This window comes from Micromonospora fluostatini, from assembly GCF_050410825.1.
Classification (GTDB): Bacteria; Actinomycetota; Actinomycetes; order Mycobacteriales; family Micromonosporaceae; genus Micromonospora; species Micromonospora rosaria.
On record NZ_CP191251.1, the window covers coordinates 2,166,269 to 2,192,693 of the forward strand.

Annotated in this window: 23 protein-coding genes; 10 read left to right on the forward strand and 13 right to left on the reverse strand. The window is 75.3% G+C overall.

Going from position 1 to position 26,425, the window contains the following annotated elements:
• Positions 1-50 precede the first annotated feature (50 nt).
• Positions 51-638 (reverse strand): hypothetical protein, encoded by a 588-nt coding sequence (locus tag ACQUFX_RS09290; protein ID WP_428965598.1) that lies wholly within the window; start codon positions 636-638, stop codon positions 51-53.
• Between the two features lie 434 nt (positions 639-1,072).
• Between ACQUFX_RS09290 and gdhA the strand changes: the two genes are divergently transcribed.
• The gene (gene gdhA, locus ACQUFX_RS09295; protein ID WP_428965599.1) at positions 1,073-2,410 is read left to right on the forward strand and encodes an NADP-specific glutamate dehydrogenase; all 1,338 of its coding nucleotides are present in this window, start codon (positions 1,073-1,075) and stop codon (positions 2,408-2,410) included.
• Between the two features lie 53 nt (positions 2,411-2,463).
• Here gdhA and ACQUFX_RS09300 read toward each other — a convergent pair whose 3' ends face one another.
• The 5 genes from ACQUFX_RS09300 to ACQUFX_RS09320 form a co-directional block, all read right to left on the reverse strand.
• On the reverse strand, positions 2,464-3,048 hold the full coding sequence (locus ACQUFX_RS09300) for a hypothetical protein (RefSeq protein ID WP_428966915.1): 585 nt from the start codon (positions 3,046-3,048) through the stop codon (positions 2,464-2,466).
• Between the two features lie 324 nt (positions 3,049-3,372).
• Entirely contained in the window at positions 3,373-4,083 is a 711-nt protein-coding gene (locus ACQUFX_RS09305) for a hypothetical protein (RefSeq protein WP_428965600.1), read from the reverse strand.
• Between the two features lie 710 nt (positions 4,084-4,793).
• A complete protein-coding gene (locus ACQUFX_RS09310; protein WP_428965601.1) occupies positions 4,794-5,423 on the reverse strand; it encodes an MBL fold metallo-hydrolase in 630 nt (209 codons plus the stop codon).
• Positions 5,423-6,508 (reverse strand): S-(hydroxymethyl)mycothiol dehydrogenase, encoded by a 1,086-nt coding sequence (locus tag ACQUFX_RS09315; protein ID WP_428965602.1) that lies wholly within the window; start codon positions 6,506-6,508, stop codon positions 5,423-5,425. The genes ACQUFX_RS09310 and ACQUFX_RS09315 overlap by 1 nt, the downstream gene beginning before the upstream one ends.
• A 143-nt stretch (positions 6,509-6,651) precedes the next feature.
• Complete coding sequence (locus ACQUFX_RS09320) at positions 6,652-7,980, reverse strand: MFS transporter (RefSeq protein ID WP_428965603.1); 1,329 nt, start codon at positions 7,978-7,980, stop codon at positions 6,652-6,654.
• 161 nt (positions 7,981-8,141) lie between these two features.
• Between ACQUFX_RS09320 and ACQUFX_RS09325 the strand changes: the two genes are divergently transcribed.
• The gene (locus ACQUFX_RS09325) at positions 8,142-9,590 is read left to right on the forward strand and encodes a cryptochrome/photolyase family protein (protein ID WP_428965604.1); all 1,449 of its coding nucleotides are present in this window, start codon (positions 8,142-8,144) and stop codon (positions 9,588-9,590) included.
• Between the two features lie 10 nt (positions 9,591-9,600).
• Here ACQUFX_RS09325 and ACQUFX_RS09330 read toward each other — a convergent pair whose 3' ends face one another.
• Together ACQUFX_RS09330 and ACQUFX_RS09335 are read right to left on the reverse strand one after the other, a co-directional pair.
• Entirely contained in the window at positions 9,601-10,536 is a 936-nt protein-coding gene (locus ACQUFX_RS09330; protein ID WP_428965605.1) for an SDR family NAD(P)-dependent oxidoreductase, read from the reverse strand.
• Between the two features lies 1 nt (position 10,537).
• Positions 10,538-12,085 (reverse strand): flavin-containing monooxygenase, encoded by a 1,548-nt coding sequence (locus tag ACQUFX_RS09335; RefSeq protein WP_428965606.1) that lies wholly within the window; start codon positions 12,083-12,085, stop codon positions 10,538-10,540.
• A gap of 134 nt (positions 12,086-12,219) precedes the next feature.
• On the opposite strand from ACQUFX_RS09335, the gene ACQUFX_RS09340 reads away from it, so the two are divergent.
• From ACQUFX_RS09340 to ACQUFX_RS09360, 5 genes are all read left to right on the forward strand, one after another.
• Complete coding sequence (locus ACQUFX_RS09340) at positions 12,220-12,849, forward strand: ATP-binding cassette domain-containing protein (RefSeq protein ID WP_428965607.1); 630 nt, start codon at positions 12,220-12,222, stop codon at positions 12,847-12,849.
• Entirely contained in the window at positions 12,846-14,132 is a 1,287-nt protein-coding gene (locus ACQUFX_RS09345; RefSeq protein ID WP_428965608.1) for an extracellular solute-binding protein, read from the forward strand. Before ACQUFX_RS09340 ends, ACQUFX_RS09345 begins: the two co-directional genes overlap by 4 nt.
• Complete coding sequence (locus ACQUFX_RS09350; protein ID WP_428965609.1) at positions 14,129-15,895, forward strand: ABC transporter permease; 1,767 nt, start codon at positions 14,129-14,131, stop codon at positions 15,893-15,895. The genes ACQUFX_RS09345 and ACQUFX_RS09350 overlap by 4 nt, the downstream gene beginning before the upstream one ends.
• Complete coding sequence (locus tag ACQUFX_RS09355; protein WP_428965610.1) at positions 15,892-18,273, forward strand: tetratricopeptide repeat protein; 2,382 nt, start codon at positions 15,892-15,894, stop codon at positions 18,271-18,273. Before ACQUFX_RS09350 ends, ACQUFX_RS09355 begins: the two co-directional genes overlap by 4 nt.
• A 193-nt stretch (positions 18,274-18,466) precedes the next feature.
• Complete coding sequence (locus ACQUFX_RS09360; protein ID WP_428965611.1) at positions 18,467-18,895, forward strand: archease; 429 nt, start codon at positions 18,467-18,469, stop codon at positions 18,893-18,895.
• A gap of 4 nt (positions 18,896-18,899) precedes the next feature.
• Here ACQUFX_RS09360 and ACQUFX_RS09365 read toward each other — a convergent pair whose 3' ends face one another.
• Both ACQUFX_RS09365 and ACQUFX_RS09370 read right to left on the reverse strand, forming a co-directional pair.
• Positions 18,900-20,318, reverse strand: a complete 1,419-nt coding sequence (locus ACQUFX_RS09365) for an RtcB family protein (RefSeq protein WP_428965612.1) — start codon at positions 20,316-20,318, stop codon at positions 18,900-18,902.
• A gap of 28 nt (positions 20,319-20,346) precedes the next feature.
• On the reverse strand, positions 20,347-20,967 hold the full coding sequence (locus ACQUFX_RS09370; RefSeq protein ID WP_428965613.1) for a GNAT family N-acetyltransferase: 621 nt from the start codon (positions 20,965-20,967) through the stop codon (positions 20,347-20,349).
• Positions 20,968-21,118: 151 nt separating this feature from the next.
• On the opposite strand from ACQUFX_RS09370, the gene ACQUFX_RS09375 reads away from it, so the two are divergent.
• Positions 21,119-22,066 carry a pentapeptide repeat-containing protein gene (locus ACQUFX_RS09375; RefSeq protein WP_428965614.1) on the forward strand — a complete coding sequence of 316 codons (948 nt, stop codon included), beginning with the start codon at positions 21,119-21,121 and terminating at the stop codon, positions 22,064-22,066.
• A gap of 203 nt (positions 22,067-22,269) precedes the next feature.
• Positions 22,270-22,506 (forward strand): hypothetical protein, encoded by a 237-nt coding sequence (locus ACQUFX_RS09380; protein ID WP_067370971.1) that lies wholly within the window; start codon positions 22,270-22,272, stop codon positions 22,504-22,506.
• Positions 22,507-22,631: 125 nt separating this feature from the next.
• Here the strand turns inward: ACQUFX_RS09380 and ACQUFX_RS09385 are convergent, their stop codons facing one another.
• The 3 genes from ACQUFX_RS09385 to ACQUFX_RS09395 are packed head-to-tail and all read right to left on the reverse strand — an operon-like array spanning position 22,632 to position 25,397.
• Positions 22,632-22,874, reverse strand: a complete 243-nt coding sequence (locus tag ACQUFX_RS09385) for a ferredoxin (RefSeq protein ID WP_428965615.1) — start codon at positions 22,872-22,874, stop codon at positions 22,632-22,634.
• Complete coding sequence (locus ACQUFX_RS09390) at positions 22,871-24,094, reverse strand: cytochrome P450 (protein ID WP_428965616.1); 1,224 nt, start codon at positions 24,092-24,094, stop codon at positions 22,871-22,873. The genes ACQUFX_RS09385 and ACQUFX_RS09390 overlap by 4 nt, the downstream gene beginning before the upstream one ends.
• A gap of 43 nt (positions 24,095-24,137) precedes the next feature.
• On the reverse strand, positions 24,138-25,397 hold the full coding sequence (locus tag ACQUFX_RS09395) for a lycopene cyclase family protein (protein ID WP_428965617.1): 1,260 nt from the start codon (positions 25,395-25,397) through the stop codon (positions 24,138-24,140).
• A gap of 170 nt (positions 25,398-25,567) precedes the next feature.
• Between ACQUFX_RS09395 and ACQUFX_RS09400 the strand changes: the two genes are divergently transcribed.
• On the forward strand, positions 25,568-26,398 hold the full coding sequence (locus ACQUFX_RS09400; protein WP_428965618.1) for a class I SAM-dependent methyltransferase: 831 nt from the start codon (positions 25,568-25,570) through the stop codon (positions 26,396-26,398).
• The last annotated feature ends 27 nt before the right edge of the window (positions 26,399-26,425 follow it).

Consider the following 26,425-nt stretch of genomic DNA (forward strand, 5'->3'; position numbering starts at 1 on the left):
CGGGGTGCCGGCCAGCGGTCGTGTGCGTGTGCGGTTGGTGCGGTGCTGCGTCAGCTCTTCCAGTGCTCGGCGACCAGGTCGGCGGCCTGCTTCTCCCACTGCGCGTAGTGGTTCGGGAAGGCCGACACCTGCACCGTCTGCGCGGCCTTCGTCAACGGCATCTCCTCCCAGCCGTCGACCTGCTTCAGACCCTTCAGGAACGCCAGCGTCGAGTACTCCGGATCGGTGATCTGCTCCACCGTGCCCCAACCCGACGACGGGCGCTGCTGGAACAGACCCTGCGAGTCGTGGTCGTTACGGTCACCCAGATGACCCAGGTTCTCCAACTTCGACTCCTGCAACGCCGTAGCGATCGCCACCACCGCAGCCCGCTCGTCCATCCCGGCCTTCTTCGTCGCCGCGATGATCGCCTTCGTGTTCGCCACCTGCTCCTCGTTCAGACCGATCCGCGACTGACCCGCCGGCTCACCACGCGGCAACAGCTTGCCCATGTCAGCGCCACTCTCCTGCACCACGACCGCCGACACCGGACCGGTCACCGGGGCCGCCTGCACCGCCGCCACCGGACCACCGACCAGACCACCAGCAAAAGCCAGACCAGCAACACCCAGCACACTCTTACGAATAATCGAGTTCATGACAGCTCCATTCGGGGGATCGACACCCACACACGGGTGCACGAGCACCGTCAGGCGCCCACCGGGGGAAAAGAAAAGAAAGAGAACGGCGCGGGAACTCGCGGGGGCGGCTCACCACGCCGGAACCATGTACAACGACCGGCCGGCCACCATCATTCCGGCGACCCGGCCCCGCACCCCACCAGGCGAGGAGCGGTGCCCTGCTCCGTCGTACGCCAGGTATAACGACCCCACCCCACCAGCCATTCCAACCGACCGGTGCCCCCGACCACACCGACGAACCGGACATCCGACGCAGCGTGGCGGTGGCCGGACGGCGGTCACCAGGGCTGAACCGGACGGCGGTGGGAACCCGTACCCGGGGATGGCCACCGGATCGCGCCGACGCGACGGTGACGACGGGGCCGCCCCGCGTCGGAAGGGATGTGTCGGTCATGCCGGAGGCCGTTGAGACGGTGTTCGCCACGGTGGTCACCCGCAACCCGGGTGAGCCGGAGTTCCATCAGGCGGTCCGGGAGGTGCTGGAGAGCATCGGCCCGGCGTTGGCCCGCCACCCCGAGTACGCCGAGGCCCGGATCGTCGAGCGGCTCTGCGAACCGGAACGGCAGCTCATCTTCCGGGTGCCGTGGGAGGACGACCACGGCCGGATCCGGGTCAACCGGGGCTTCCGGGTGGAGTTCAACAGCGCACTCGGCCCCTTCAAGGGCGGGCTGCGGTTCCACCCCTCGGTGTACCTGGGGATCGTCAAGTTCCTCGGGTTCGAGCAGATCTTCAAGAACGCGTTGACCGGCCTGCCGATCGGCGGGGGCAAGGGCGGCGCCGACTTCGATCCGAAGGGCCGCTCGGACCGCGAGGTGATGCGGTTCTGCCAGAGTTTCATGACCGAGCTGTACCGGCACATCGGCGCGCTGACCGACGTCCCGGCCGGGGACATCGGGGTGGGCGGCCGGGAGATCGGCTACCTGTTCGGCCACTACAAGCGGATCACCAACCGGTACGAGTCCGGGGTGCTCACCGGCAAGGGGCTGGCGTACGGGGGCGCGCAGGTACGGACCGAGGCGACCGGGTACGGGGCGGCCTTCTTCGCCGAGGAGATGCTCCGGCAGGCCGGGGACAGCCTGGACGGCAAGCGGGTGGTGGTCTCCGGCTCCGGCAACGTCGCCACCTACGCGATCCAGAAGGTGCACCAGCTCGGCGGCACGGTGGTGGCCTGCTCCGACTCGGGCGGGTACGTGCTGGACGAGAAGGGCATCGACCTGGAGGTGCTACGGGAACTGAAGGAGGGTCGCCGGGCCCGCCTGGACGACTACGTACGGCACGTGCCGCACGCGGTGGCGGTCGCCGACCGTACCGTCTGGGAGGTGCCCTGCGAGGTGGCCCTGCCGTGCGCGACGCAGAACGAGATCGGTGGCGCGGAGGCCGCGCGGTTGGTCTCCGGGGGCTGCGTCGCGGTGGTGGAGGGGGCGAACATGCCGACCACGCCGGAGGCGGTCCGGATCCTCGGCCGGGCCGGGGTACGGTTCGCCCCGGGCAAGGCCGCCAACGCGGGCGGGGTGGCGGTGAGCGCCCTGGAGATGCAGCAGAACGCCAGCCGCGAGTCGTGGACCTTCGCCGAGTCGGAACAGCGGCTGCGGGAGATCATGCGCGACATCCACACGCGCTGCTGGGCCACGGCCGAGGAGTACGGGCGGCCCGGCGACTACGTGACCGGGGCGAACATCGACGGTTTCCGCCGGGTAGCCGAGGCGATGGTGGCACACGGCCTGGTGTGAGACGCGTCTGGCCGGTGTCCCGTCACGGGGACACCGGCCAGACATCGGGTACGTCAGCTGTTCCAGTACTTGGCGACCAGGTCGGCGCCCTGCTTCTCCCACTGCGCGTAGTGGTTCGGGAACGCCGACACCTGCACCGTCTGCGCGGCCTTCGTCAACGGCATCTCCTCCCAGCCGTCGACCTGCTTCAGACCCTTCAGGAACGCCAGCGTCGAGTACTCCGGATCGGTGATCTGCTCCACCGTGCCCCAACCCGACGACGGGCGCTGCTGGAACAGACCCTGCGAGTCGTGGTCGTTACGGTCACCCAGATGACCCAGGTTCTCCAACTTCGACTCCTGCAACGCCGTAGCGATCGCCACCACCGCAGCCCGCTCGTCCATCCCGGCCTTCTTCGTCGCCGCGATGATCGCCTTCGTGTTCGCCACCTGCTCGTCGTTCAGGTCGATCCGCGACTGACCCGCCGGCTCACCGTGCGGCAGCAGCGTGGCCGTGTCCGGCGCGCTCTCCTGCACCGCGACGGCGCTCAGCGCCGGGACCGGGGTGGCGTCCTGATGGTTCAGCGGACCCGCCGCCAGACCACCGGCGACAGCCAGACCAGCAACACCCAGCACACTCCTACGAATGATCGAGTTCATGACCAGCTCCATTCGGGGGATCGGACACCCACACCGGGGGACGTGGATGCGCGAGCACCGTCAGGGGCGCTCACTGAAGTCCAAGGGGAACCCGAAGCGGGAGTCTCGCGGGGGCGGCTCACCGCGCCGGGTCCATGTGTAACGACCGGCGACCCACCAACATTTCGGCGGCCCGACCCCCACCCCGCCAGGCGGAAGGGGGCCCTGCTCGGTCGTACGCCGGGTATAACGACCCCACCCCACCAGCCATTCCGACCGACGAGTGCCCCCGACCACACCCCGAACCGGACATCGGATGCGATCGGGGGCACGGGTCGGCTCCCGTCACCAGAGCTGGTGGACGATGTCCGCCGCCTGCTCCTCCCACTGCGCGTACGCGTACGGGTAGGCCGAGACCTGAACGGTCTGTGCGGCGGCGGTCAGCGGCAGGTCCCGCCAGCCGCCGACGTTCTTCAGCGCCTCGAAGAAGGCGGTCGACGAGTACTCGGGGTCGGTGATCTGGTCAATCGTGCCCCAACCGGACGACGGACGCTGCTGGAACAGCCCCTGCGAGTCGTGGTCGTTGTAGATGCCGAGGTGGCCGAGGTTGTACAGCTTCGACTCCTGCAACGAGGTGGCGATGCCGATCACGGCACCACGCTCCCCCACGCCGGTCTTCTTCGCCGTCTCGATGATGGTCCTGGCGTTGTCGGTCTGGGCGTCGTCGAGCGGGACGCGCGACTGGGCGCCCTCCGAGCCGTGCGGGATCAGGTCGTCCCGGGTGGGTTTGGCCGATTCGCTCCGCACGCTGCCGGTCTGCCACGCGCCGGTGGTCAGTCCGGATTCCGGCGTACCGGCTGCTCGCGTCTTGCCCGTGGCCAGGTCGATGGCGGCCACCGCCCCCGCGTGCGGGGTGCTGGTGAGCGGTGCGGCGACGGCCGAGGGGCCGAGGGCCAGACCGCCGATGGCGGCCACGCCCGCGACGGACAGCACGGTCTTGCGGTACGGGGGGGTCGTGGCGATGGCGGGGAGCCATCGGGTGAAGTCCAGCTTCACGATGGTGGCCCTTTCGATCGTTGCGACGCGCCCGACGGTGGACGCCCTACCGGGGGACTTGCTGCCGCCCAGGGGTTTGGCCGGCGGCCGTACGGGAAAGCCAACCAGCTCGACGTGTCCGTCATTCCGGACATGCCCGCTCCGCGCTCAACGGCGACCCGGCTCACGCCTGACGACCGGACAGCGAGCCGACAACCCGGCGAGCGCCCCCGAACCGGACACAGCCACCGCCCCCACCGCCTCGGCCACCGGCCTCCACCGCCTCGGCCACCGACCCCCTCCGCCTTGGTGACCATGGACTTGGCGGCGCTCAAAGGAGATCGAGTGTGCCGCTAAGCCCATGATCACCGCCGCAGGGGTGGGGGGCCGAGAGTGGGGGCAGGGGCGGTGACGGCGGTGACATGGTCGGGTGTGCGTCCTGTCGAGCTGCCCCGATGGACGGGGCAGGCGGCCAGAAACGACTTGTCCCACCGGCCTGGGCGCACCGCCGGGGCAGGTCGACAGGTGACGGCGAGGAATGAACCCGGCGGCACCGGAGGGTGGCGGGCGGGCGGCGACGGGCGTGAAGCCAACGGGCACAGGCCACAGGCCAGCCAGGCACGGGCGACGCGATCAGGGCACGGGCCATGGCAGGCACGGGCCACGCGAGCAGGACACGGGCCACGCGAAGGGGGCACAGGAGGCTGCCGGGCCCGGCCGGTAGAACGGGGTCAGTGGCCCCGGGCGATCCACTCGTCGAGGTGCGGGGCCTCGGCGCCGATGGTGGTGCTGTCGCCGTGCCCGGTGTGCACCACCGTCTCCGGCGCAAGGGTCAGCAGCCGGGTCCGGATGGACTCGATGATCGTGCCGAAGTCGCTGTACGAGCGCCCGGTCGCGCCCGGCCCACCGGCGAAGAGCGTGTCGCCGGTGAAGACCACGCCCAGGTCGGGGGCGTGGAAGCAGCAGGCGCCGGGGCTGTGGCCCGGGGTGTGCAGGACGTGCAGCGTCGTCCCGCCCACCTCGATCGTCTCGCCGTCGTGCAGGTGGCCGGCGGGCGGCACGTCGGGGTGGACCATGCTCCACAGCACCCGGTCGTTCGGGTGCAGCAGTACCGGCGCGTCCACGGCACGGGCCAGCCGGGGGGCGAACCGGACGTGGTCGTCGTGGCCGTGGGTGGCCAGGACGGCGCGGACCCGGCGGCCGGCGACGACGCGCAGGATCGCGTCCACGTCGTGCGGGGCGTCGATGACGACGCACTCGGTGTCGTCACCGACCACCCAGACGTTGTTGTCGACGTCGAAGGTCTGCCCGTCGAGGGAGAAGGTGCCGGAGGTGACGGTGTGGTCGATGCGGGCCGCCATCAGAGGACCACCACCGAGCGGAGCACGTCACCGTGGTGCATCCGGGCGAAGGCCTCCTCCACCTGGTCGAGGGCGATCTCCTCGGTGACGAACGCGTCGAGGTCGAGCCGGCCCTGCCGGTACAGCTCGGTGAGCATGGGGAAGTCCCGGCTGGGCAGGCAGTCGCCGTACCAGCTCGACTTGAGCGCGCCGCCGCGCCCGAAGACGTCCAGCAGCGGCAGCTCGACGGTCATCTCCGGGGTGGGTACGCCGACCAGCACGACGGTGCCGGCCAGGTCCCGGGCGTAGAACGCCTGCTTCCAGGTCTCCGGCCGGCCCACCGCGTCGATGACCACGTCGGCGCCGAAGCCGCCGGTGGCGGCCTGGATCGCCACGACCGGGTCCTGCTCGGAGGCGTTGACGGTGTGCGTGGCGCCGAACTTCCGGGCCCAGTCGAGCTTGCGGGAGTCGGTGTCCACCGCGATGATCGTCGTCGCGCCGGCCAGCACCGCACCGGCGACCGCCGCGTCGCCGACGCCACCGCAGCCGATCACGGCCACCGAGTCGCCCCGGGTGACCTGGCCGGTGTTCATCGCCGCGCCGAGGCCGGCCATCACGCCGCAGCCGAGCAGGCCCACCGCCGCCGGCCGGGCGGACGGGTCGACCTTGGTGCACTGGCCGGCGTGGACCAGGGTCTTCTCGGCGAAGGCGCCGATGCCCAGGGCCGGGGTGAGTTCGGTGCCGTCGGTGAGGGTCATCTTCCGCGTCGCGTTGTGGGTGGCGAAGCAGTACCACGGCCGGCCGCGCCGGCAGGCCCGGCAGACGCCGCAGACCGCCCGCCAGTTGAGCACCACGAAGTCACCCGGGGCGACGTCGGTGACCCCCTCGCCGACCTGCTCGACGATGCCGGCGGCCTCGTGGCCGAGGAGGAACGGGTACTCGTCGTTGATGCCGCCCTCGCGGTAGTGCAGGTCGGTGTGGCACACCCCGCAGGACTGCACCTTCACCACCGCCTCGCCGGGGCCGGGGTCGGGCACCACGATCGTGGTGACCTCGACCGGAGCGCCCTTGCTCCGCGACACGACTCCCCGGACCTGCTGGCTCACGATGCCTCCCTGCTGTGCGCCGCCGTCACCGGCGGGCTGCCGTCGGTGGCGGGTCGGTGACGGTCCCGCCGTGGGCGGGCCGGTCCCGTCTCCCGGGCCGGCACGTCCCACCCGCGAACCTACCGCCGATCGTCCCGGCCGGCCTACTGACCTGGGTCACCGCTCGGTGCCGCCCCCGCCTCGGCGGCCTGGGCGGCGGCGTGCCGGCGGTTCGCGGTGCGGTAGCGCAGCACCTGCACCACGCCGAGCGCCCAGAGCGGGTACTGCAGGGCGAAGGCCCAGCGGAAGGCGTCCAGCGTCGGCGCCGCGTGACCGGCCGGCGTGGCGAGGTCGAGGACCACCCCGACGGCGAGGACGAGGACGATGGAGGCGACGAACCCGCCGACGTTGACGATGCCGGTGGCGCTGCCCATGCGGTGCACCGGGTTGGACGTCCGGGCGTAGTCGAAGCCGATCATGGAGCCGGGGCCGTTGAGCGCCAGCGCGAGCACCAGCAGCACCAGCAACCAGCGCGGGGCCGGGCCGGGCCAGACGAGCACCGCGGTCCACACCGTGGCGGTGACCGCGACCAGGCTGAGCACCAGCGCCGAGCGGTGGAACGGGTGCCGGGCGCAGAGCTGGGCGATGCCCGGCCCGAACCCGATCCCGGCGATGATCATGAGGGTGATCAGGCTGGCGGCGGTGGTCGGGGCGAGCCCCTGCCCCTGCACCAGGAACGGGTACCCCCACAGCAGGGCGAAGACGGCCCCGGAGAACGGGGTGACGAAGTGGGTCCACAGGCCCAGCCGGGTGCCCGGGTGGGCCCACGCCTCGACCAGCCGCCGCCGGACCAGGGCGAGGGCCGGCGGCGGCGCGGCGGGGACGCCCCGGTCCGGGCTGTCCCGTACGGCGACGGCGACCATCGTCACGGCGGTGGCGCCCAGCCCGGCGGCGACCAGGAAGGCGGTGCTCCAGCCGGTGGCGTGCAGCAGCGCCACCAGGGGTACCGCGCCGAGCACCGCGCCGAGCTGACCGAGCGCCCCGGTGAGCTGCACCAGCAGCGGGTTGCGGCGGCCGGGGAACCAGAAGGCGACCAGTCGCAGCACGCTGATGAAGGTCATCGCGTCGCCGAGCCCGACCAGGACCCGGCCGGTCACGGCGAGCCCGACGTCGGTGGCGAGGGCGAAGCAGAGCTGCCCGGCGACCATCAGCGCCCCGCCGACGAGCAGCAGGCGACGGGAGCCGTACCGGTCGAGCAGCACCCCGACCGGGACCTGCATCGCCGCGTACACGGCGAGTTGGGCCACCGAGAAGGTGGCCAGCGCGGCGGCGTTGATGCCGAAGCGGTCCGCGGCGTCCACTCCGGTCACCCCGAGGGAGCTGCGGTGGAACACCGCCGCGGCGTACGCGCTGAGGGCGACCACCCAGACCAGGGCGGCGCGCCGGTGGACGACGACGGCCGGGGCCCGACGGGGCGCGGCGGTCACAGGCATGACCCTCATCATCCTCGCCGGGGTCGTCGGCGGTACGGCCGGCCGGGGTGGAGGTGGCCCGGGCCACGTGCCGTCCGTTACCGGCAGGTTTCCCCAGACCACATACCGGACAGCCGACGCACCATCCGGCGGAACGACCGGGCACTGGGCAGAATCGACGCATGTCTGTCCACCGGTGGCTGCTCGCCGACCAACTCGGGCCGCACTTCCTCGACGATCCCCGCCAACCGGTGCTGCTCGTCGAGGCCCGGGACCTGTTCCGCCACCGGCCGATGCACCGGCAGAAGGCGCACCTGATCCTCTCCGCGCTGCGACATCGCGCGGCCGAGTTGGGCGACCGGGCGGTGCTGCTGCGCGCCGCCACCTTCCGGGAGGCGTTGGCGCAGGTCGGCGGGGCGGTCGAGGTGTGCCACCCGACCTCGCGGGGGGCGCTGGCGTTCGCCCGCTCGGTCGACGGGCTGACCGTCCTGCCGCCCCGGGGCTTCGTCACCAGCCGGGCCGACTTCGCCACCTGGGCGGACCGGGGCCGGCGGGGGCCGCTGCGGATGGCCGACTTCTACCGGGAGGCCCGCCGCCGGCACGGCGTGCTGACCGAGCCGGCGGGCCGGCGGGCGGGCCGGTCCGCCCCCCGCCGGGACCGGCCGGAGGCGCCACCGCCGCCGCCGATCGAGGAGGACGACATCGACGCCGGGGTCCGCCGGGACCTCGACCGGTGGGCCGCCGAGGGGATCCGGTTCGTCGGCCGGGACGGCCCCCGGCGGTACCCGGCCACCCACGCCGAGGCGCAGGCCCGGCTGGAGCACTTCCTGCGGCACCGGCTGGCCGAGTACGGCCGCTTCGGCGCGGTGATGAGCGCCGACGACCCGATCCTGGCGCACAGCGTCCTGTCGTCGTCGTTCAACCTCGGCCTGCTCGACCCGGAGCCGGCGGTACGCCGGGCGGAGCAGGCGTGGCGGGCCGGGTCGGCGCCCCGGTCGGCGGTGGAGCCGTTCATCCGGCAGCTCCTCGGCTGGCGGGAGTTCCTGTGGCAGCTCTACTGGTACGTCGAGCCCCGGTTGCCGGGCACCGGGCGGCTGGCCAGCACCGAGCCGCTGCCGGACTGGTTCGCCGACCTGGACGCCGACGCCGTCGAGGCCCGCTGCCTGGCCGACGTGCTGGCCGGGGTGCGGGACCGGGGCTGGGCGCACCACTCGCAGCGGCTGCTGGTGCTGGGCAACTACGGGTTGCAGCGCGGGTGGCGCCCCGCCGACCTGGCGGACTGGTTCCGGCGGTCGTTCGTCGACGGCGCGCACTGGGTCATGAACGAGACGGTGCTGGGCCTGAGCCAGTACGCCGACCTGGGGCGTGTCGACACCCGGCCGTACGCGGTGGACGGCACGTACATCGACGAGATCAGTGACTACTGTGCCGGGTGCCGGTACCTGCCGGAGCGTCCCCTGGGGGACCAGGCCTGCCCGTACACCGCCGGGTTCGAGAGCTTCCTGCACCGCAACCGGGACCGGCTCACCGGTGACCCCCGGCTGGTGGCGGAGCTGACGGTCCGCGACGATCCGGAGCGCCGGGAGGCGGTGCTGGCGCAGGAGGAGAAGCGCGGCGGCGACCCGCCGTGACGGTGGCGGGTCACCCCGGCGGCGACCCGGGCGCGGGGCGACGCGCCGGGGTGGACGGTGCCCCCTCGACCGGGCCGGGCGGTGCGGCCGTGGCGCCGGCCCGCCGGGCCAGGGCGCGGGTGAGCAGGCGCTGGCCGGTGGCGACGAACCGCCCGTAGGAGGCCGGTGCGAGCCGGCCCAGCAGGTCGGGCAGCTTCGCCGACCAGCCGATGAGGACCCGCCCGCGCCGGCGGCGTACCCCGGTGAGGATGACCTCGGCGGCGCGCGCCGGGTCGATGGTCAGGAGTTGCTCGAAGCGCCGCAGGTCGCCCGCGAAGTCCTCGGCGGGGACGCCGCTGCCGATTCGGGCGTTGCGGGCGATGCGGGTGCGGATGCCGCCGGGATGCACCGAGGTCACCCCGATGCCGTCGTCGACGAGTTCGTGGCGAAGCGCCTCGGTGAACCCCCGGACGGCGAACTTGCTGGCCGCGTAGGCGGTCTGCCCGGCCGGGGCGATCAGCCCGAAGAGGCTGGAGACGGTGACCAGGTGGGCGCCCGGCTCGGCCCTGAGCGCCGGCAGCAGTTCGTGGGTGAGCTGCACCACGGCCCGGAAGTTGACCTCCATGACCCAGCCGAACTCGTCGAGGGTGATCTGGTCGAACCGGCCGCCCAGCGCCACCCCGGCGTTGTTGACCAGCAGCCGGATCCGGGGGTGCCGGGCGCGGACCGCCCCGGCGACGCGGCCGGTGTCGGCGGCGTCGGCCAGGTCGACGACGTGGTCGGTGACCGTCAGGTCCGGGTGGCGGGCGCGGATCGCGTCCCGGACCGTGGCCAGCCGCTCGGCGTCGCGGTCCAGCAGGACCAGGTCGCTGCCCCGGCGGGCCAGCGCGTCGGCCAGCGCCGCGCCGATGCCGCTGGCCGCGCCGGTGACCACGGCGGTGCCGCCGGCGAAGTCGAAGGTACGCACGTCAGGTCTCCTCCCACCCGGTGGTCGCCGGCGGTGGCGGCCCCGCCGGGGCGGCCGGTCGCGCGCCCGTGGCGTGGGAGAACCGGACCCCGGCGTCGTCGAGCCGGCCGTACCGCATCAGCAGCACGTCGCGGGGATAGTTCTGGTACAGCCGCCACGGGGCGCGCACCCCCTGCGTGGGCAGCGCGGCCAGGCTGCGCCGCACGTACCCGGAGCGCAGGTCGATCAGCGGGGCCCGACGCCCGTCGGCGGGGGCCAGCGGGGTGACCACCTGCTGGCCGGTGCGGTCGAGGTGGCGCAGCAGCCGGCAGACGTACCCGGCGACCAGGTCGGCCTTGAGCGTCCAGGAGGCGTTGGTGTAGCCGATGGTCAGCGCGAGGTTCGGCACCCCGGAGAGCATCATGCCCTTGTACGCCACGGTGCCGGCCGGGTCGACGTCGACGCCGTCGACGCGCAGGGTCATCCCGCCGAGGGTGAGCAGGTCCAGCCCGGTGGCGGTGACCACGACGTCGGCCGGCACCTCATCGCCGGAGGCCAGCCGGATGCCGTGCGCGGTGAACGTGTCGATCCGGTCGGTCACCACCGAGGCCCGGCCGGCGGCGATCGCGGCGAAGAGGTCACCGTCGGGGGCGACGCAGAGCCGCTGGTCCCAGGGGTCGTAGCGGGGCGCGAAGTGCCGGTCGACGTCGTACCCGGCGGGCAGCCGGCGGCGGGCAGCCCGGCGCAGCAGCCGGCGGACCAGGCCGGGGGCGCGGCGGCTGAGCCGGTACATGGCGGTGCCGGCCAGCACGTTGCGCGCCCGCACCAGCCGGTACCCGGCGCGCGGCGGCAGCCAGCGGCGCAGCGCGTCGGTGAGCACATCGCGGGAGGGCAGCGCGAGCACGTAGGTCGGGGACCGTTGGAGCATGGTGACGTGGGCGGCCCGGCGGGCCAGCGCCGGCACCAGCGTCACGGCGGTGGCGCCGCTGCCGACCACCACCACCCGCCGGCCGTCGTGGTCCAGTTCGGCCGGCCAGTGCTGCGGGTGCACCACCCGCCCGGTGTACGTCCCGACGCCGGGCAGCGGCGGGGTGTACCCGGCGTCGTACCGGTAGTAGCCGGTGCAGGCGTGCAGGAACGAGCAGGTCAGCACCGTCGGCTCGGCGGTGTCGTCGCGCTGGACGCGCACCGTCCAGCGGGCGGTGGCGCTGTCCCACTCGGCGGCCACGACCCGGTGACCGAACCGGATGTGGGCGTCGACGCCGTACTCCCGGGCGGTCTCGCGGACGTAGCGGAGGATGGCGTCGCCGTCGGCGATCGACCGGGGGTCGGTCCACGGCCGGAACGAGTAGCCGAGGGTGTACATGTCGGAGTCCGACCGGATGCCCGGGTAGCGGAACAGGTCCCAGGTGCCGCCGACCACGGCGCGGGCCTCCAGCACCGCGTACGTCTTCTCCGGGCGGGTGCGGCGCAGGTGGCAGGCGGCCCCGACGCCGGAGAGGCCGGCGCCGACGATCAGCACGTCGACGTGGTCGCCGGCCGGGTCGTCTCCCCGCTGCGCGTACGTCACCTGCGGACCGTACCCACCCGTCGGCTCCGGCGCACCACCGCGGCCGCGGCCCCGCCCCGCCCGGGGGCGTTCACGGGACCGCGCGGATTGCCGCTCTGTGCCACCCTGGTTACGCCCAGCGCCCGTGACGGGAGGTGAGGGAGACGCTACAGCTCCACGAGCTCGTCGCCGTGCCCGGCACCCGGCCGGTGACGCTGGACGTTCCCGCGGGCGGGATCGCGGCGTTGGTGGCGTCCCCCCGGACCGGCACCGCCGTGGCCCGCGTCGTGGTGGGCCTGGCCCCGCCCCGGGCCGGCCGGATCCTGGTCGCCGGGCGCGACGTGACCGGGCTGCCGCCCCCGCGCCGCCAGGTCGGGTACGTCCCGGCCGGTGGCGCGCTGCTGCCCCAGCTCACCGTCCGCCGCAACATCGAGTACGGCCAGCGCAAGCGGGAACGGGTGCACGAGGTCGCCAACGACTGGGTGGACTCGCTCGTCGCGCACCTGGAGCTGGCCCCGGCCCTGGACCTGCTGCCGCACCTGCTCTCCGAGGCGCAACGGTTCCGGGTGGCGCTGGCCCGGGCGGCGGCGTGCCTGCCCGAGGTGCTGGTGGTCGACCTGCCCGTCGGAGCCACCGGCGCGGGCCGGCTCTCCGACGTGCTGCCCCGGGTCTGTCCCCCCGGCGCGGCGGGCAGCGCCGTGCTGGTCTGCTCCGCCGACCCGGCCGTGCTGGCCGAGATCCCGGTCCGGGTGCCGGTCGAGCGGGTCGAGGCGGCCGGCCGGTGACCGGCCCGGGTCGGCTGGGCCGGCGGACGCTGCTGCGGGCCGCCGTCGCGGCCCCGGTGGCCGGGCTCGCCGGTTGTTCCGGCGGCGCGACCCCGGTCCGGGTGGTCGTGGTGTGGAGCGCCGAGGAGCTGGCCCGGTTCCGGGCGGTGCTGCGCGGGTACCCGGCCGGGCCGGTGCAGGCCACCAGCGCCGGGGACGACATCGACGCCTTCCTCAACGCCCGCCGGCTCGCCGGGACCAGCCCCGACGTGGCGATCCTGCCCCGGCCGGGCCTGGTCACCGCGTACGCCCGGCGGGGCTGGCTGGCACAGGTCGAGGCGGCGGCCAGCTACCGGACCCCGACCGGCCTGGCCGACCTGCTCTCCCCCGACGGGCGCCGCCACGGCGTCTGGGTCAAGGCCGCCCACAAGTCGCTGTTCTGGTACCTGCCGTCGCGGCTGCCCACACCCCCGGCCACCTGGGACGAGCTGGTCGCGCTCGCCCGCCGGCTGGGGGCGCGGGCCCGGGCCGGCACCGGGCCGGCGCCGCTGGCGGTCGGCGCGGCCGACGGCTGGGTGCTCACCGACTGGTTCGAGAACGTCCTCGCCGACGTCACCGACCCGCCGGAGTACGACGCGCTGGCCCGGGGGACGGCGGACTGGCAGGGCCGCCCGGTGCGGGCCGCGCTGCTGCGGCTCGCCGAGCTCTGGGGTCTCCCGGGGGCGTTTCCCGGTGGTGGCCGGCGGGCCCTGCTCACCCAGTTCCAGGAGTCGGTGATCCAGGTGGTGCGGCGACGGGAGGCGGTGCTGCTCTACGGCGCCGACTTCACCGACAGCGTGGCACGCACGTTCCGGCACGGCCCGGAGCAGCCGGCGACGTTCCGGTTCCCCGGCGCGCGGGCCGGCGTCGACGGTCCGCTCCTGGTCGGCGGGGACGTCGCGGTCGCCTTCGCCGGTTCCACCGCCGGGGTACGGCTGGTGCAGTGGCTCACCGAGGTCCCGTCGTTCGGGCCGTGGCGGCGTTCCGGCGGTTACCTCTCGCCGGACGTCAGCGTGCCGCCCTGGGACTACCCCGACTCGATGACCCAGTTGCTCGCCACCGAACTGCGGCAGGCGGCCAGCCCCCGGTTCGACCTGTCCGACCGGCTGCCCGCCCCGTTCACCGGCTCCGACGGGATCGGCATCTGGCGGATCATGCAGGACTTCTTCGCCGACGTCACCAACGCGGTACCCCCCGCCGAGGCGGTCCGGCGGACGATGGTCGCGCTCTCCGGGGCGGCCCGGGACACGGAGCGGGCCCGGTGAGCCGGCGGCAGGTGCTCGGCGAGGTCGCCGTCCTCGACGACGTGGGGCCGCCCCGGCGCGGGCGGGCGTACCCGGCGGTGGGGGCCACCTCGGCGTTGCTGCTGCCGGCGGCGCTGCTGCTGGGCTTCCTGCTGCTCGTCCCGGTGGTCCTGACGCTGTACGCCAGCGTCACCACCGACGGCCGGTGGGTGGGCGCGGCGCACTTCCGGGCCGCGCTCGGCGCACCGGGGGCCGGCGCGGCGGTGGGGCGCACGCTGCTCTGGGCGTTGCTGGTGCCGGCGGTGGTGACCGCGCTGGGGTATCTGCTCGCCGCCGCGTCCCGCCGGTCCGCGGAGGGCGGGCTGGTCCGGCTGATCCTGGTGCTGCCGATCGCCGTCCCGCTGGTGACGGCCGGGGTGGCGTTCCGGCTGGCCTACGATCCGGACCCGGCCCGTGGCCTGGTCACCCTGATCGCCGGGGCGCTGACCGGGGCGTCGGCGGAGACGGTCCCGCTGCTGCTCGGCCCCCGGTTGGTGACGGTGGCGCTGATGTCGGCGTTCGTCTGGGCCTGGGTCGGCCTGGCGGTGGTGGTGTTCCGGGCCGCGCTGGACGCGGTGCCGCCCAGCCTGGCCGACGCGGTCCGCGCCTTCGGTGGCAGCCGGCGCGACGTGCTCTGGGACGCCCAGTGGCGCCCGCTGCTGCTGCGTACCGTGGCGGTGGTCTTCGCCCTGGTGGCGCTGGGCACCAGCCGCACCTTCGACCTGATCCTGATCATGGCGCCGGGCTCGGTGCGCGACGAGGCGTCGGTGCTGGCGCTGCGGATCTGGCAGACCTCCCCCGGCACGACCACCGGGGAGGGCGCGGCGCTGGGCGTGGTGTGGCTGGCCGCCGTGGTCGCCGGCATGCTGGTGGCGGCGTTGTTCGTCCGGCAGGCCTGGCCACCGCCGTGGCCCGCCGAGCCGCCGGAGACCGACCCGACGCCGCCCCCGCCGCGCCGGGTGCGGCTGCTCGCCGCCGGGGCCGCGATCGCCTGGCTGATCCCGCTGGGCATGCTGGTGGCGACGTCGCTGCACCACCCGGTGGACGCCGCCACGCGGGGCTGGTGGTCCGCGCCGCCCAGCGTGGCGTCGTACGCCAGCGTGCTGCGCGACGCGGACCTGTGGCGCAGCCTGCTGTTCACGCTGCTGCTCGCCACCGTCGTCACCGCCACCGTGCTGGGGGTCGCGCTGCTCGCCGCGTACCCGCTGGCCTGGCTGACCGGGTCGGCGGCCCAGTCCACCGGCCTGCTGCTGATGGCGGCCACCGTGGTGCCGGTGCAGGTGATCGCCGGGCCGGTCAACGAGGTGCTGGGCTGGGGTTTCTCCTCCGGCACCTCGCGGGGGCTGGCGCTGGTGCACATGGCGCTGGGGGTGCCGTTCGCGGTGCTGGTGCTGCGCAACGCGTTCGCCGACCTCCCGGCCGAGCAGGTCCGCCACGCCCGCCTCGGCGGCCGGCACTGGTGGGGCACGCTGCTGCGACTGGCCCGGCACAACCGGCCGGCGGTGGTCGCGGTCTGCGTGCTGGAGTTCGTCCGGGTGTGGAACGACCTGGTGGTCGGGCTGCTGTTCAGCGGGACGGACGGGGCGCCGCTGGGCCTCTTCCTGTACGGGCAGACCCGCCACTTCGTCGCCAACAGCGGGGTCCTCGCGGCGGGATCGGTGCTGGCCTCGGTCCTGCCGATGCTGCTGGTGGTGCTGGCCCGCCGGCAACTCGTCGCCGGCCTGGTCTCCGGCGGGATCCGGTGACCGGGGCGCGGCCACCCCGCTGGCCGTCCGCCCTCGCGGTCGGCACGCTGGTCAGCGGGATCGCCGGCAACGTCGCCAGCAACCTGCTCTCCACCCTGGCCGACACGCTGCTCGGGCCGGCGAGCATCGTGGTGGCGGTGGTCGGGGCGGTCGCCTCGGTGGTGGCCGAGGTCCACCGGCGGCGGGCCGAGCGGCAGCCAACCGCCGAGCCCACCGACATCGTCGCCCCGCCGGCCACCGGCGCGCCCACGCTGCCCTACCCGGTCGCGTTCACCGGCCGGGCCGGACAGGTCGACGCCCTCGTCGCCGCCCTGCGCGACGAGCACGCGGTGGCGGTGGTGGGGCGGCGGGCGGTCGGCACCTCCTCCTGCGCGGTGCAGGCGGCCAACCTGTGCCGCACCGAGTTCCCGGACGGCCAGTTCTACGTCGACCTGCGTCGGGGCGGCCGGCCCCGGTCCCCCCGGGAGGTGCTGACCGCGCTGGCCCGGATCCTGGGCACCACCCCGCCGGCCTCCGGTCGGGCCGACGACCTCGACGAGGCCGCCGACGAGCTGCGCGGGCACCTCGACGGCCGGCGGATCCTGCTGGTGCTGGACAACGTGGACCATGCGGCGCAGGTGCGGCCGTTGCTGCCGCCCGCCGCCCGTACCTGCCGGTTGCTGCTCGCCGGTGGGCCCGGCCTCGCCGACCTGGACGGGTTGGTGGCGCACTGGATCGCCGAGCCGGACGGGGCCGACGCGGTGGCGCTCTTCGCCACCGCCGGTGGGGTCGCGCCGGCCGCCCGCCCGCACCGGCCGGACCCCCGGACCGACCCGGCGGTGGGCGACATCGTCGAGCTGTGCGGGCGGCAACCCCGCACCGTCCGGGCCCTGGGCTACCGGACCGCGCAGCACGGCTGGCGGTACGCCGACGTGCGCGACGCGCTGCGCCGGGCCGTCGACACCCCACCGCACCAGCGGGTGCCGGCCTCCCCGGCGGCCCGGCTGGTCACCCAGCGGGACACCGCCTACCACGCGCTCTCCGCCGGGGCCCGCCGGCTGTACCGGCTGATGTCGCTGAGCCCGGTGCCGCTGGACCGGCCGGCGCTGGCCGCCCTGGCCGGACGCCGGCCGGGCCGGGTCGCCACCCTGCTGGACGAGCTGGCCACGGCGGCGGTCGTGAGGGGCGCGCCCGGCGACCGGTACGAGATCCGTCCGCTGTTGGCTCCGTACGCCCGGCTGCACCTGCGCGACGCCGAGCCGGCCGGGCGGCGGGTGGCCGCCCAGGCCCGGTTGACCCGGCACCTGGCCCGGCGGGCCGAACGGCACGTGACGAACCTGCAGGTGACCGCCTCGCTGCTGGACCGGGAACGGAGCCTGCCGCTGGACGAGGACCCGTACGGCTGGTTCGACCTGCACCAGGATCTGCTGCTGGCGGTGGTGAAGGTGCCGGCCGGCGCGGCCGAGACGCTGCCCCGCCGGGTACGCCGCTGGTGGTTCCGGCTGGCGGTGGCGCTGTGCGGCTGGCTGGCCCACGCGAACCGCACCGCCGAGTGGGCCGAGGTGTGCCGCATCGTGCTGGCCACCCCGACCGCCAGCGACCGGCCGGAGATCGCCGGCTGGGCGCACAACGAGCTGGGGGTGCTGCGCCGACGGCAGCACGATCCGCAGGGCGCGGCGACGGCGCTGACCCTGGCGGTCGCCGAACGGGGCCGGCGGGGCACCGCGCAGGCCCGGTTGAACCTCGGCCTGGCCCTGCTCGACCTGGGTCAGCTCGACGAGGCGGTGGAGCACCTGGAGCTGTCCCGGCGGCACCGGTCGGGGGCGGACCGCTCCGGGCACGCCCTGACCGACCTGGGGCTGGGCGCCGCCCGGCTGGCCCGGGGTGAGCTGGAGACCGCCCACCACCACCTGGTCCGGGCGGCGAACACGTTCCGGACGCTGGGCGACGCCCGGGGGTACGCGGCGGCGTTGACGAACCTGGTGCTGGTGCACGCCGGGCTCGGCGAGCACCTGGACGCGGCGCAGGCGTGGCGGGCGGCGCTGCGCGAGTACGAGTCGGTGGCCGACCCGGGCACCCGGGCCACCGCCCTGCTCAACGCCGGGGCGACGCTGCTGTCCAGCGCCCCCGGCAAGGCCCGGGAGGCGTACCGGATGCTGGCCGAGAGCCGGCGGCTGCGCGACGGCCGGCGACCGGCGGCCGGGCTGGGGCGCACCCTGCTGTACCTGGGCGACGCGGCGGCGGCGTTGGGTGACCACGCCGAGGCCCGGCGGCACTGGGCCGACGCGGCGGCGGTGTGCGAGGAGGTCGGCGACGCCGCCGGGCAGGCGGCGGCGGACGCCCGGCTGGTCGACGACGAGCGGTCGCCCGCCGACCCGCCGCTGCGCACGGAGCGCTGACCAGGACCGGCCCCGCCGACGCCGGACAGGCCGGCGGCACCGGGTGGCGGACCGCCGGGCGCCGGTGTGCCGGGGACGGACCGGTTCCCGGGGCGGTGTCAGTCGCCGGAGTGGTCGTGGTGGGCCGGGGCCCGTTTCGCTCTTCCCGCCGTACCCGGCACCGGCGCGGTGCGGGCGCGGGCATGATCGGGGCATGGGTCGACGACCGGCACGGGGGCACCGCAGGGTGCCGCACACCGCTGACATCCGGATCGAGGCGTGGGCGCCGGACCGGGAGGGCTGCGTGGCACAGGCGGTCGCGGCGGTCGTCGACAGTTTCGTCGACCCGGAGCGGGCCGAGCCGGACGGGCGGGCCGAGTTCCGGCTACCGGCCGGGGACGACCCGGACCTGCTGGTGGGCGTCCTGGACGAGGTGATCTTCCGGCTGGAGACCGAGGGGGTGCTGCCGCTGGCGACCGAGGTGCGCCCGGCCGGCGACGGGGGGCTGCGGGTCGAGTGGCGCACCGTCCACGCCGACGCGGTGGAGGCGACAGGCGCGGTACCCAAGGCGGTGTCCCTGCACGGGCTGCGGTTCGCACCCGACGGGGACGGCTGGTCCTGCGCGGTCACCCTCGACGTGTGACCGGTCAGCCCTTGACCACACCGAGCGGGACCAGCCGGGCCACCAGGCGGCACAGGCCGGCGCCCTGGGCGGTCTCGACCACCGCCGAGACGTCCTTGTACGCCGCCGGCATCTCCTCGGCCAGCCCGCGCCAGGACGCCCCGCGTACGGCGATGCCCCGGGCTTCGAGGTCCCGGCGCAGGTCCTGCCCGCGTACCGCCCGGCCGGCCTGGCCCCGGCTGCGGGTCCGGCCGGCGCCGTGGCAGGTGGAGGCGAAGGCGGGGGCCCCGGCCACCCCGGTCAGGACGTACGAGGCGGTGCCCATCGAGCCGGGGATCAGCACCGGCTGCCCGACGGGCCGCAGGTCGTCGGGGAGATCGTCGTGGCCGGGCGGCAGCGCCCGGGTGGCGCCCTTGCGGTGCACGCAGAGCCGCCGGGGCACCCCGTCCACCTCGTGCGTCTCGATCTTCGCCAGGTTGTGCGAGATGTCGTAGACCAGGTCCAGCCGGGCCCCGGCGACCCGGTGGAAGACCCGGCGGGCGGCCTCGGTGAGCAGTTGCCGGTTGGCCCGCGCGTAGTTCGCCGCCGCCGCCATCGCGCCCAGGTAGGCGCGGCCCTGCGGGGAGTCGACCGGCGCGCAGGCGAGCTGCCGGTCGGGTACCTCGATGCCGTGGCCCGGCATGGTCGGCTCCATCGCCCGGACGTGGTCGGTGCAGACCTGGTGACCCAGTCCCCGCGACCCGCAGTGGATCATGACGGTGACCTGGCCGGGCCGCAGGCCGAACGCGGCGGCGGTCGGCTCGTCGTACACCTCGTCGACGGCCTGGACCTCCAGGAAGTGGTTGCCGGAGCCGAGGCTGCCCACCTGCCCCTGGCCGCGCTGCACCGCCCGGTCGCTGACCTGCGCCGGATCGGCGTCGTCGACCGCCCCGCCGTCCTCGCAGCGGGTCAGGTCCCGGCTGACCCCGTGTCCCCGCTCGACGGCGTACCGGGAGCCGCCGCGCAGCACCGCGTCCAGTTCCGCGCGGTCGGCGAGCCGCCACACCGCGCCCCGGCCCATGCCGCGCGGGACGGCCGGGTCGAGGCCGTCCATCAGCGCCTCGCGGATCCTGGGCAGGTCGGCCCGGTCGAGGTCGGCGGCGAGCAGCCGGACCCCGCAGGAGATGTCGAAGCCGACCCCGCCCGGGGAGACCACGCCACCGTCGGCCACGTCGGTGGCGGCGACCCCGCCGATCGGGAAGCCGTACCCCCAGTGCACGTCGGGCATGGCGTAGGAGGCCCCGACGATGCCGGGCAGGGTGGCCACGTTGGCCACCTGCTCCAGCGACCGGTCCGCACCCACGTCGGGCAGCAGCGCCCGGGAGGCGAAGACCACCCCGGGTACCCGCATCGGCGCCCGCCGGTCGATGCGGAACCGGTACGGCGACTCCTGCACCAGGTCCATCCGGTGCGGCTACCCCGGCCCGGCCGGGTTACACCGCCGACGCCGGCCGGCGCATCCCCCACACCCGGGGGCCGCCGCCGTCGACCGTGACCTCCCCGGTGACGGCGAACCCCAGCCGCTGGTAGAAGCGGACGTTCGACGCCGAGGAGGTCTCCAGCGCCGCCGGCACGCCGGCCCGGTCCGCCTCGGCCAGCCCGGGACGCAGCACCCGCTCCCCCAGCCCCCGGCCCTGCCGGTCGGGGCGGACACCGACGGTGGCGAGCAGGAACACCGGTTCGGTCGGGCGCAGCGGCGCGCAGGCGGACTCGGCGGCCAGCAGGGCCGGGTACCGGTCACCGGCCAGGTCCCGGGTGCGGTCGGCGAGGGTGGCCCAGACCTCGTCCGGCACCGGCCGGTCGGGGCGCAGCCAGACCGCCGCGGCGACCGGTCGGCCGTCCGGCCCGACGACGGCCCACGACTGCCCGTGGGGCACCCCGACCGTCGCCACGGTCAGCGCGAACAGCGAGGTCAACCGTTCCCGGTGCCGGTCCGCCGCCACCGTCCAGTCCGTCCACGGGTAGCCGTCGAACGCCTCCGCCAGCACCTCCGCCACCCCGGTCACCAGCTCCGGTCCGACCCGGCGTACCTCGAACTCCACCGCGCTCCCCACCCGGCCCCGGCTGTTTCCACGGGCCGAAGGCGACCGTACCGCCCGGCCCCGCGTCGACGGCGGCGGGCCGGTGGCCGGCGCGACACCGCAGCGGGGAGACTGGTCGGGTACGGCGGTCGTCGTCGTACCCGACCGGTAGGAGATCGTCCGCGTGTCCGACGTCCCCCGGTCCGTCGCAGGGACGCCCCCGGGGGGTCGGGAGCTGCGGGCGGACTGTTCCCGGTGCTTCGCGCTCTGCTGCGTGGCGCCGGCCTTCGCCGCCTCGGCGGACTTCGCGGTGGCCAAGCCGGCGGGGCGGGCCTGCCCGAACCTGGCCGGGGACTTCCGCTGCGGCATCCACGCCGGGCTGCGGGAGCGCGGCTTCGCCGGCTGCACGGTCTTCGACTGCTTCGGGGCGGGCCAGCAGGTCGCCCAGGTCACCTACGGCGGGCGGAGCTGGCGGGAGGCGCCCGAGACGGCGGCGGCGATGTTCGACGTGTTCGCGGTGATGCGCCCCCTGCACGAGCTGCTGTGGTACCTGACCGAGGCGCTCGCCCTGCGCCCGCCCGAGCCGCTCGCCGGCGAGCTGCGCCGCGCGCGGGACGAGACGGTACGGCACACCGACGCCACCCCGGAGGAGCTGGTGGCGCTCGACGTGGACGGGTACCGGGCGGCGGTCAACGTGCTGCTGTCCCGGGCCGGCGACCTGGCCCGGGGGCCGGGCGGGGCCGACCGCCGGGGCGCCCACCTGATCGGGGCGGACCTGCGCCGGGTCGACCTGGTCGGGGCGAACCTGCGGGGGGCGGTGCTGATCGGCGCCGACCTGCGCGGGGTGGACCTCACCCGGGCCGACGTCACCGGGGCGGACCTGCGCGGCGCCGACCTGCGCGGCACGGACCTGCGCCGGACGCTGTTCCTGCACCAGTCCCAGCTCGACGCGGCCCGGGGCGACCGGCGGACCGTCCTGCCGGGCTCGCTGACCCGGCCGGCGCACTGGTCGGCGTTGCCGCTGACCCCGGTCCGCCGGTCACGCGCCGCAGCCGGGGAGGGGCCCGACGCCGGCCACCGGGAGCGACGGGCCGGGGGTAGCGCCCGGCGCGGCGGCGGACGCCGCCGGTAGGCAGCCGAGGGCGGGGCCGACGACCGACGGGGGTGCCGACGGTCGAGACCCGCGACGGGCGGTGGCGCAGGTGCGGATCGGAGCGGTGCGCAGAAGACGACGCTCGCCCCGGCGTGTCGCGTCGGAGAACCGCCATCGCTGGGGGCGGCACGGGGTTCCACCCGACGGCGTTTGGCGGGCGGCCGGGCGGGCAGAACTGCGGCATGACCAACGAGCACCGCACCGACCAGGCCGCCACCGACGAGCCGGACGGCGCGACCGCCTTCGAGGCGTCGCTGCGCCCGCCGGGCGACTCGCTGCACACCACCGACGACACCGGCGACGACTTCGCCGACCTGCCGGCCGAGGAGGCCCGACCGGCGCGGGAGACCAGCCGGGCCGGGTACGACGTGTCCGCCGTCTCCGGCACCGAGGACCCGATGGTGGAGGACCAGACCTGAGGGTGCCCAGCCGTGGGCCGGGCGGGGCCGCCGGTGCCCCGCCGCCGGGGCGGTCGGGCCGGTGGGTGGCCCGGGGTGGGGCGCCGGGCCGCGGCGTCGGGGGGCCACGCCGCGACCCGGCGGGCTCAGGTGACCCGGATCGCTCCGGACGGGCACAGCTCCACCGCGCGGTGGACGGCGTCGACGCTTCCCGGCGGTGGCTCGGCGCGGCGGAGCAGCACCAGCCCGTCGGCGTCGTCCTGGTCGAAGACCTCCGGGGCGGTACGGACGCAGTTGCCGGCACCGCAGCAGGCGTCCCGGTCGACCGTCACCCGCGACGTCGTCCCGGTGACGGTGCGGTGGGCCAGGTCCCCGTCGGCCGGGCTCACCAGGTCACCGGCAGGGCGTCGAGGCCGAAGACGATCGAGTTGTCCCGGGTGCGCAGCTCCTGCGGGGCCGCGGTGACCCGCAGGTCGGGGAAGCGGCGGGCCAGCTCCACCAGGGCGACGCGCAGCTCGGCGCGGGCCAGCGGCTGGCCGATGCACTGGTGGACCCCGAACCCGAAGGCGACGTGCTGGTGGGCCTGCCGGTACGGGTCGAAGTCGTCCCCGCCGTCGAAGACCGCGGCGTCCCGGTTGGCCAGGGAGATCAGGACGATGGCGCCCTCACCGGCCCGGATGAGCTGCCCGCCGATCTCGGCGTCCTCGGTGGCGGCCCGGAACAGGCCGGTGCGCACGATGCTGAGGTAGCGCAGCAGTTCCTCGACCACGCCCGCCGCCCGGTCGGGCTCGTCGCGCAAAAGCGTGAACTGACCGGGGTGCCGGGTCAGCAGCAGCACGCTCAGCCCGATCATGTTGGCGGTCGTCTCGTGGCCGGCGATGAGCAGCAGCAGGGCCATCCCGACGAGTTCGTCGACGTCGAGCTCCCCCGGCTCGACCCGCTCGGCGATCAGCCGGCTGAGCAGGTCCTCCGACCCGTCGGGGTGGGCCCGTTTGGCGCCGATCAGCGCGCGGACGTAGTCGCGCAGCTCCTGCACGGCGGTGCGGAGCACCTCCGGTGAGGTCTGCTGGTCGAGCAGGGCCCGGCTGCGGGACTGGAAGAAGTCGTGGTCGGCGTAGGGGACGCCGAGCAGGTGACAGATCACCATGGACGGCAACGGCAGGGCGAAGGTCGACACCAGGTCGGCCGGCGGACCGGCGGCGGCCAGGTCGGTCAGGGACTGGTCGACGGTCTGCCGGATCAGCGGCTCGATCCGCCGGACGTTCTTGATCATGAATTCGGCGGTGAGCATCCGCCGCAGCCGGGCGTGCTCGGCACCGTCCATCCGGATGAACGAGCCCTTGACGTCCTCCGGCGCCTGCGGTGGCAGGGGCCGCAGCAACGGGAAGCCGGGCCGGGTGAGGTCGGAGCTGAACCCGGGGTGGCGGAGCAGTTGCCGGACGTCGGCGTGCCGGGTGACCAGCCACGCGGTGTCCCCGGTGGGCAGCCGGACCCGGGTCACCGGGCCGACGTACCGGTCCCGCTCGCTCTCGTCGAGCAGGGCGAACGGACCTCGGGCGAGATTGACGGGTGGCCAGAGGGGCAGCTCCGCCTCGACGGCACGGGTCATGTCGCACACCTCCGTGACAACTGATCGTAGTCACTCAGGTGCGTTACGTTACCGATCGGCGCGTGTCGACACAACCCCCGTCGTCGGTGACCGCCGGGGGCACCGGTGGGGCCGGGACGGCGGGGCGCAGCCGGGCCACGAGCCGGGCGGCGGCGTCACCGGCGGTCGCGGCCACCATCGGCCGCAGCCGGGTCGTGCCCATCACCGCCAGGTCCTCGGCGACGGTGGTGGTGCCGTCGAGGAAGCGCAGCACCCGCTCGGCCGGGTTGCGCGCGAAGAGCCGGTCGAAGAAGTCCGGCCCGCCGACCGTGCCGGCGTCCAGCGCGCGCAGCGCGACCGCGTCCATCCACCGGTGCCGGCGCGGGTACGCCGGGGCGGGCACCGGTGGGCGACCCGCCGCGAGGGCCCGGGCCACCTGGTCGGCCTGGCGGTGCATGGCGGAGAAGGTGAAACCGGTGGAGGGTCGGGTGGCCCCACCGGCGGTGCCGAGCCGGACCACCCGGGGCGACGGCCGGGGCACGAACGGCCCGTCGGTCATCGGGATCACCCCGTTCTCCACCTCCCGGACGGTCAGCGTGGCCGGGTCCAGGCCGAGCAGGTCCCGGTACCCGGCCAACGCCCGGTCGTACCCGTCGCCGGTGCACAGGGCCGGGGAGAACTCGGTGTACTCGACCAGGGCGTACCGGCTGTTCACCGGGAGCACGTAGCCGAAGGAGACGCCCCGGCGCGGCTGCCGGGTGCGGAAGTCCATCAGCACCGCCCGGTCGGGGTCGAACACCGGTCGGGCGGTCTCCAGCCACCAGCCCCGGAAGTGCTGCAACCAGGACGTCCGGCCGGCCCGCGCGGGCGGCCGGGGCCGGGAGTCCAGCACCCACCGGGCGCGCAGCAGCGCCGTACCGTCGGGAGCCCGGACCGTCACCCGTGCGCCGTCGTCGTCGAGCGCGGCGACCGCCGACCGGATCCGGGTCGCGCCGAGGCGCTGTTCGGCCTCGGCGGCGCGGGCGTAGACCGGGGCGGAGCGCAGCATCGCGTACCGCAGGGGGGCGAGGTCGAGCAGCCGCGAGCCGGTCGGGGTGGTCACCGCCACCCGGTCCCAGCGGGCGCTGAGCAGCGGGTCGAGGTCGTCGTCCGAAGTGCCCCAGAAGGCCCAGGTCCGGTCCTGGCCGCGCTTGCGCACCGGGTCGACGACGGCGATCCGCAGCCCGCGTACCCGGTGCCGGTCGAGCGCGGCGAGGGTGAGGGACGCGGCGCCGCCACCGCCCACCAGGGCGAGGTCGACGTCCACCGGACCGGCGCTGCTCACCGCTCCACGCTGTCACACCCCGCCCGAACGCCGACGCGCACCCGGCCCGGCGGCGGGCCCCCGTGGCGTGACCGGGCGGAGCCGTCGACCCCCGGTGGCCGCGCCGGCCCCGCCGTCCCCGCCGGAAAACCACGTTGAACGGCGGTGCGGGAGTGTGCGAGCGTCGGGCGGTGAGCGACGACTCCTTGGCGGTCAACCGGGCGAACTGGGACGAGCGGGTGGCGGCGCACGTCGCCTCCGCCGACTACGGGGTGGCCCGGTTCCGCGCCGACCCCGGGCACCTCAGCGGCGTGGTGCGGTTCGACCTGCCCCGGCTCGGGGACGTCGCCGGGCTGCGCGGGGTGCACCTGCAGTGCCACATCGGCACCGACACCCTCTCGCTGCACCGGTTGGGCGCGCGGATGACCGGGCTGGACTTCTCCGCCCCCGCCCTGGCCGAGGCGCGGCGGCTGGCCGAGGCGACCGGCGCGGCCGTCGACTTCGTCGAGTCCGACGTCTACGGCGCCCCGCAGGTGCTGGGCCGGGAGGCGTTCGACCTGGTGTACACGGGCGTCGGCGCGTTGTGCTGGCTACCGGACATCCGGCGCTGGGCCCGGGTCGTGGCGGACCTGCTGCGCCCCGGCGGGCGGCTGTTCCTGCGCGAGGGGCACCCGATGCTGTGGGCCATCGACGAGGCGCGCGGCGACGGGCTGCTGACCGTCGAGTACCCGTACTTCGAGCAGCCCGAGCCGTGCGTCTGGGACGACGCCGGGACGTACGTGACGACCGACGCCACGTTCACCCGGACGGTGACGCACACCTGGAACCACGGGCTGGGCGAGCTGGTGACCGCGCTGCTGGCGGAGGGGTTCGAGCTGACCATGCTGGCGGAGCACGACAGCGTCCCGTGGGAGGCGATCCCGGGGCGGATGGTGCGCGACGCCGACGACGAGTGGCGGCTGCGGGACCGGCCGGGGCGGTTGCCGCTGACGTACACCCTCCAGGCCCGCCGGCTGCCCTGACGCGACCGGGCACCGGGCGCACCCGCG

What these genes read in the sequence shown, in the direction of transcription:
- ACQUFX_RS09290 (WP_428965598.1), bottom strand. Translation starts at nt 638, where the DNA reads ATGAACTCGATTATTCGTAAGAGTGTGCTGGGTGTTGCTGGTCTGGCT.
- gdhA (WP_428965599.1), top strand. Translation starts at nt 1,073, where the DNA reads ATGCCGGAGGCCGTTGAGACGGTGTTCGCCACGGTGGTCACCCGCAAC.
- ACQUFX_RS09300 (WP_428966915.1), bottom strand. Translation starts at nt 3,048, where the DNA reads ATGAACTCGATCATTCGTAGGAGTGTGCTGGGTGTTGCTGGTCTGGCT.
- ACQUFX_RS09310 (WP_428965601.1), bottom strand. Translation starts at nt 5,423, where the DNA reads ATGGCGGCCCGCATCGACCACACCGTCACCTCCGGCACCTTCTCCCTC.
- ACQUFX_RS09320 (WP_428965603.1), bottom strand. Translation starts at nt 7,980, where the DNA reads ATGCCTGTGACCGCCGCGCCCCGTCGGGCCCCGGCCGTCGTCGTCCAC.
- ACQUFX_RS09325 (WP_428965604.1), top strand. Translation starts at nt 8,142, where the DNA reads ATGTCTGTCCACCGGTGGCTGCTCGCCGACCAACTCGGGCCGCACTTC.
- ACQUFX_RS09360 (WP_428965611.1), top strand. Translation starts at nt 18,467, where the DNA reads ATGGGTCGACGACCGGCACGGGGGCACCGCAGGGTGCCGCACACCGCT.
- ACQUFX_RS09365 (WP_428965612.1), bottom strand. Translation starts at nt 20,318, where the DNA reads ATGGACCTGGTGCAGGAGTCGCCGTACCGGTTCCGCATCGACCGGCGG.
- ACQUFX_RS09380 (WP_067370971.1), top strand. Translation starts at nt 22,270, where the DNA reads ATGACCAACGAGCACCGCACCGACCAGGCCGCCACCGACGAGCCGGAC.
- ACQUFX_RS09390 (WP_428965616.1), bottom strand. Translation starts at nt 24,094, where the DNA reads ATGACCCGTGCCGTCGAGGCGGAGCTGCCCCTCTGGCCACCCGTCAAT.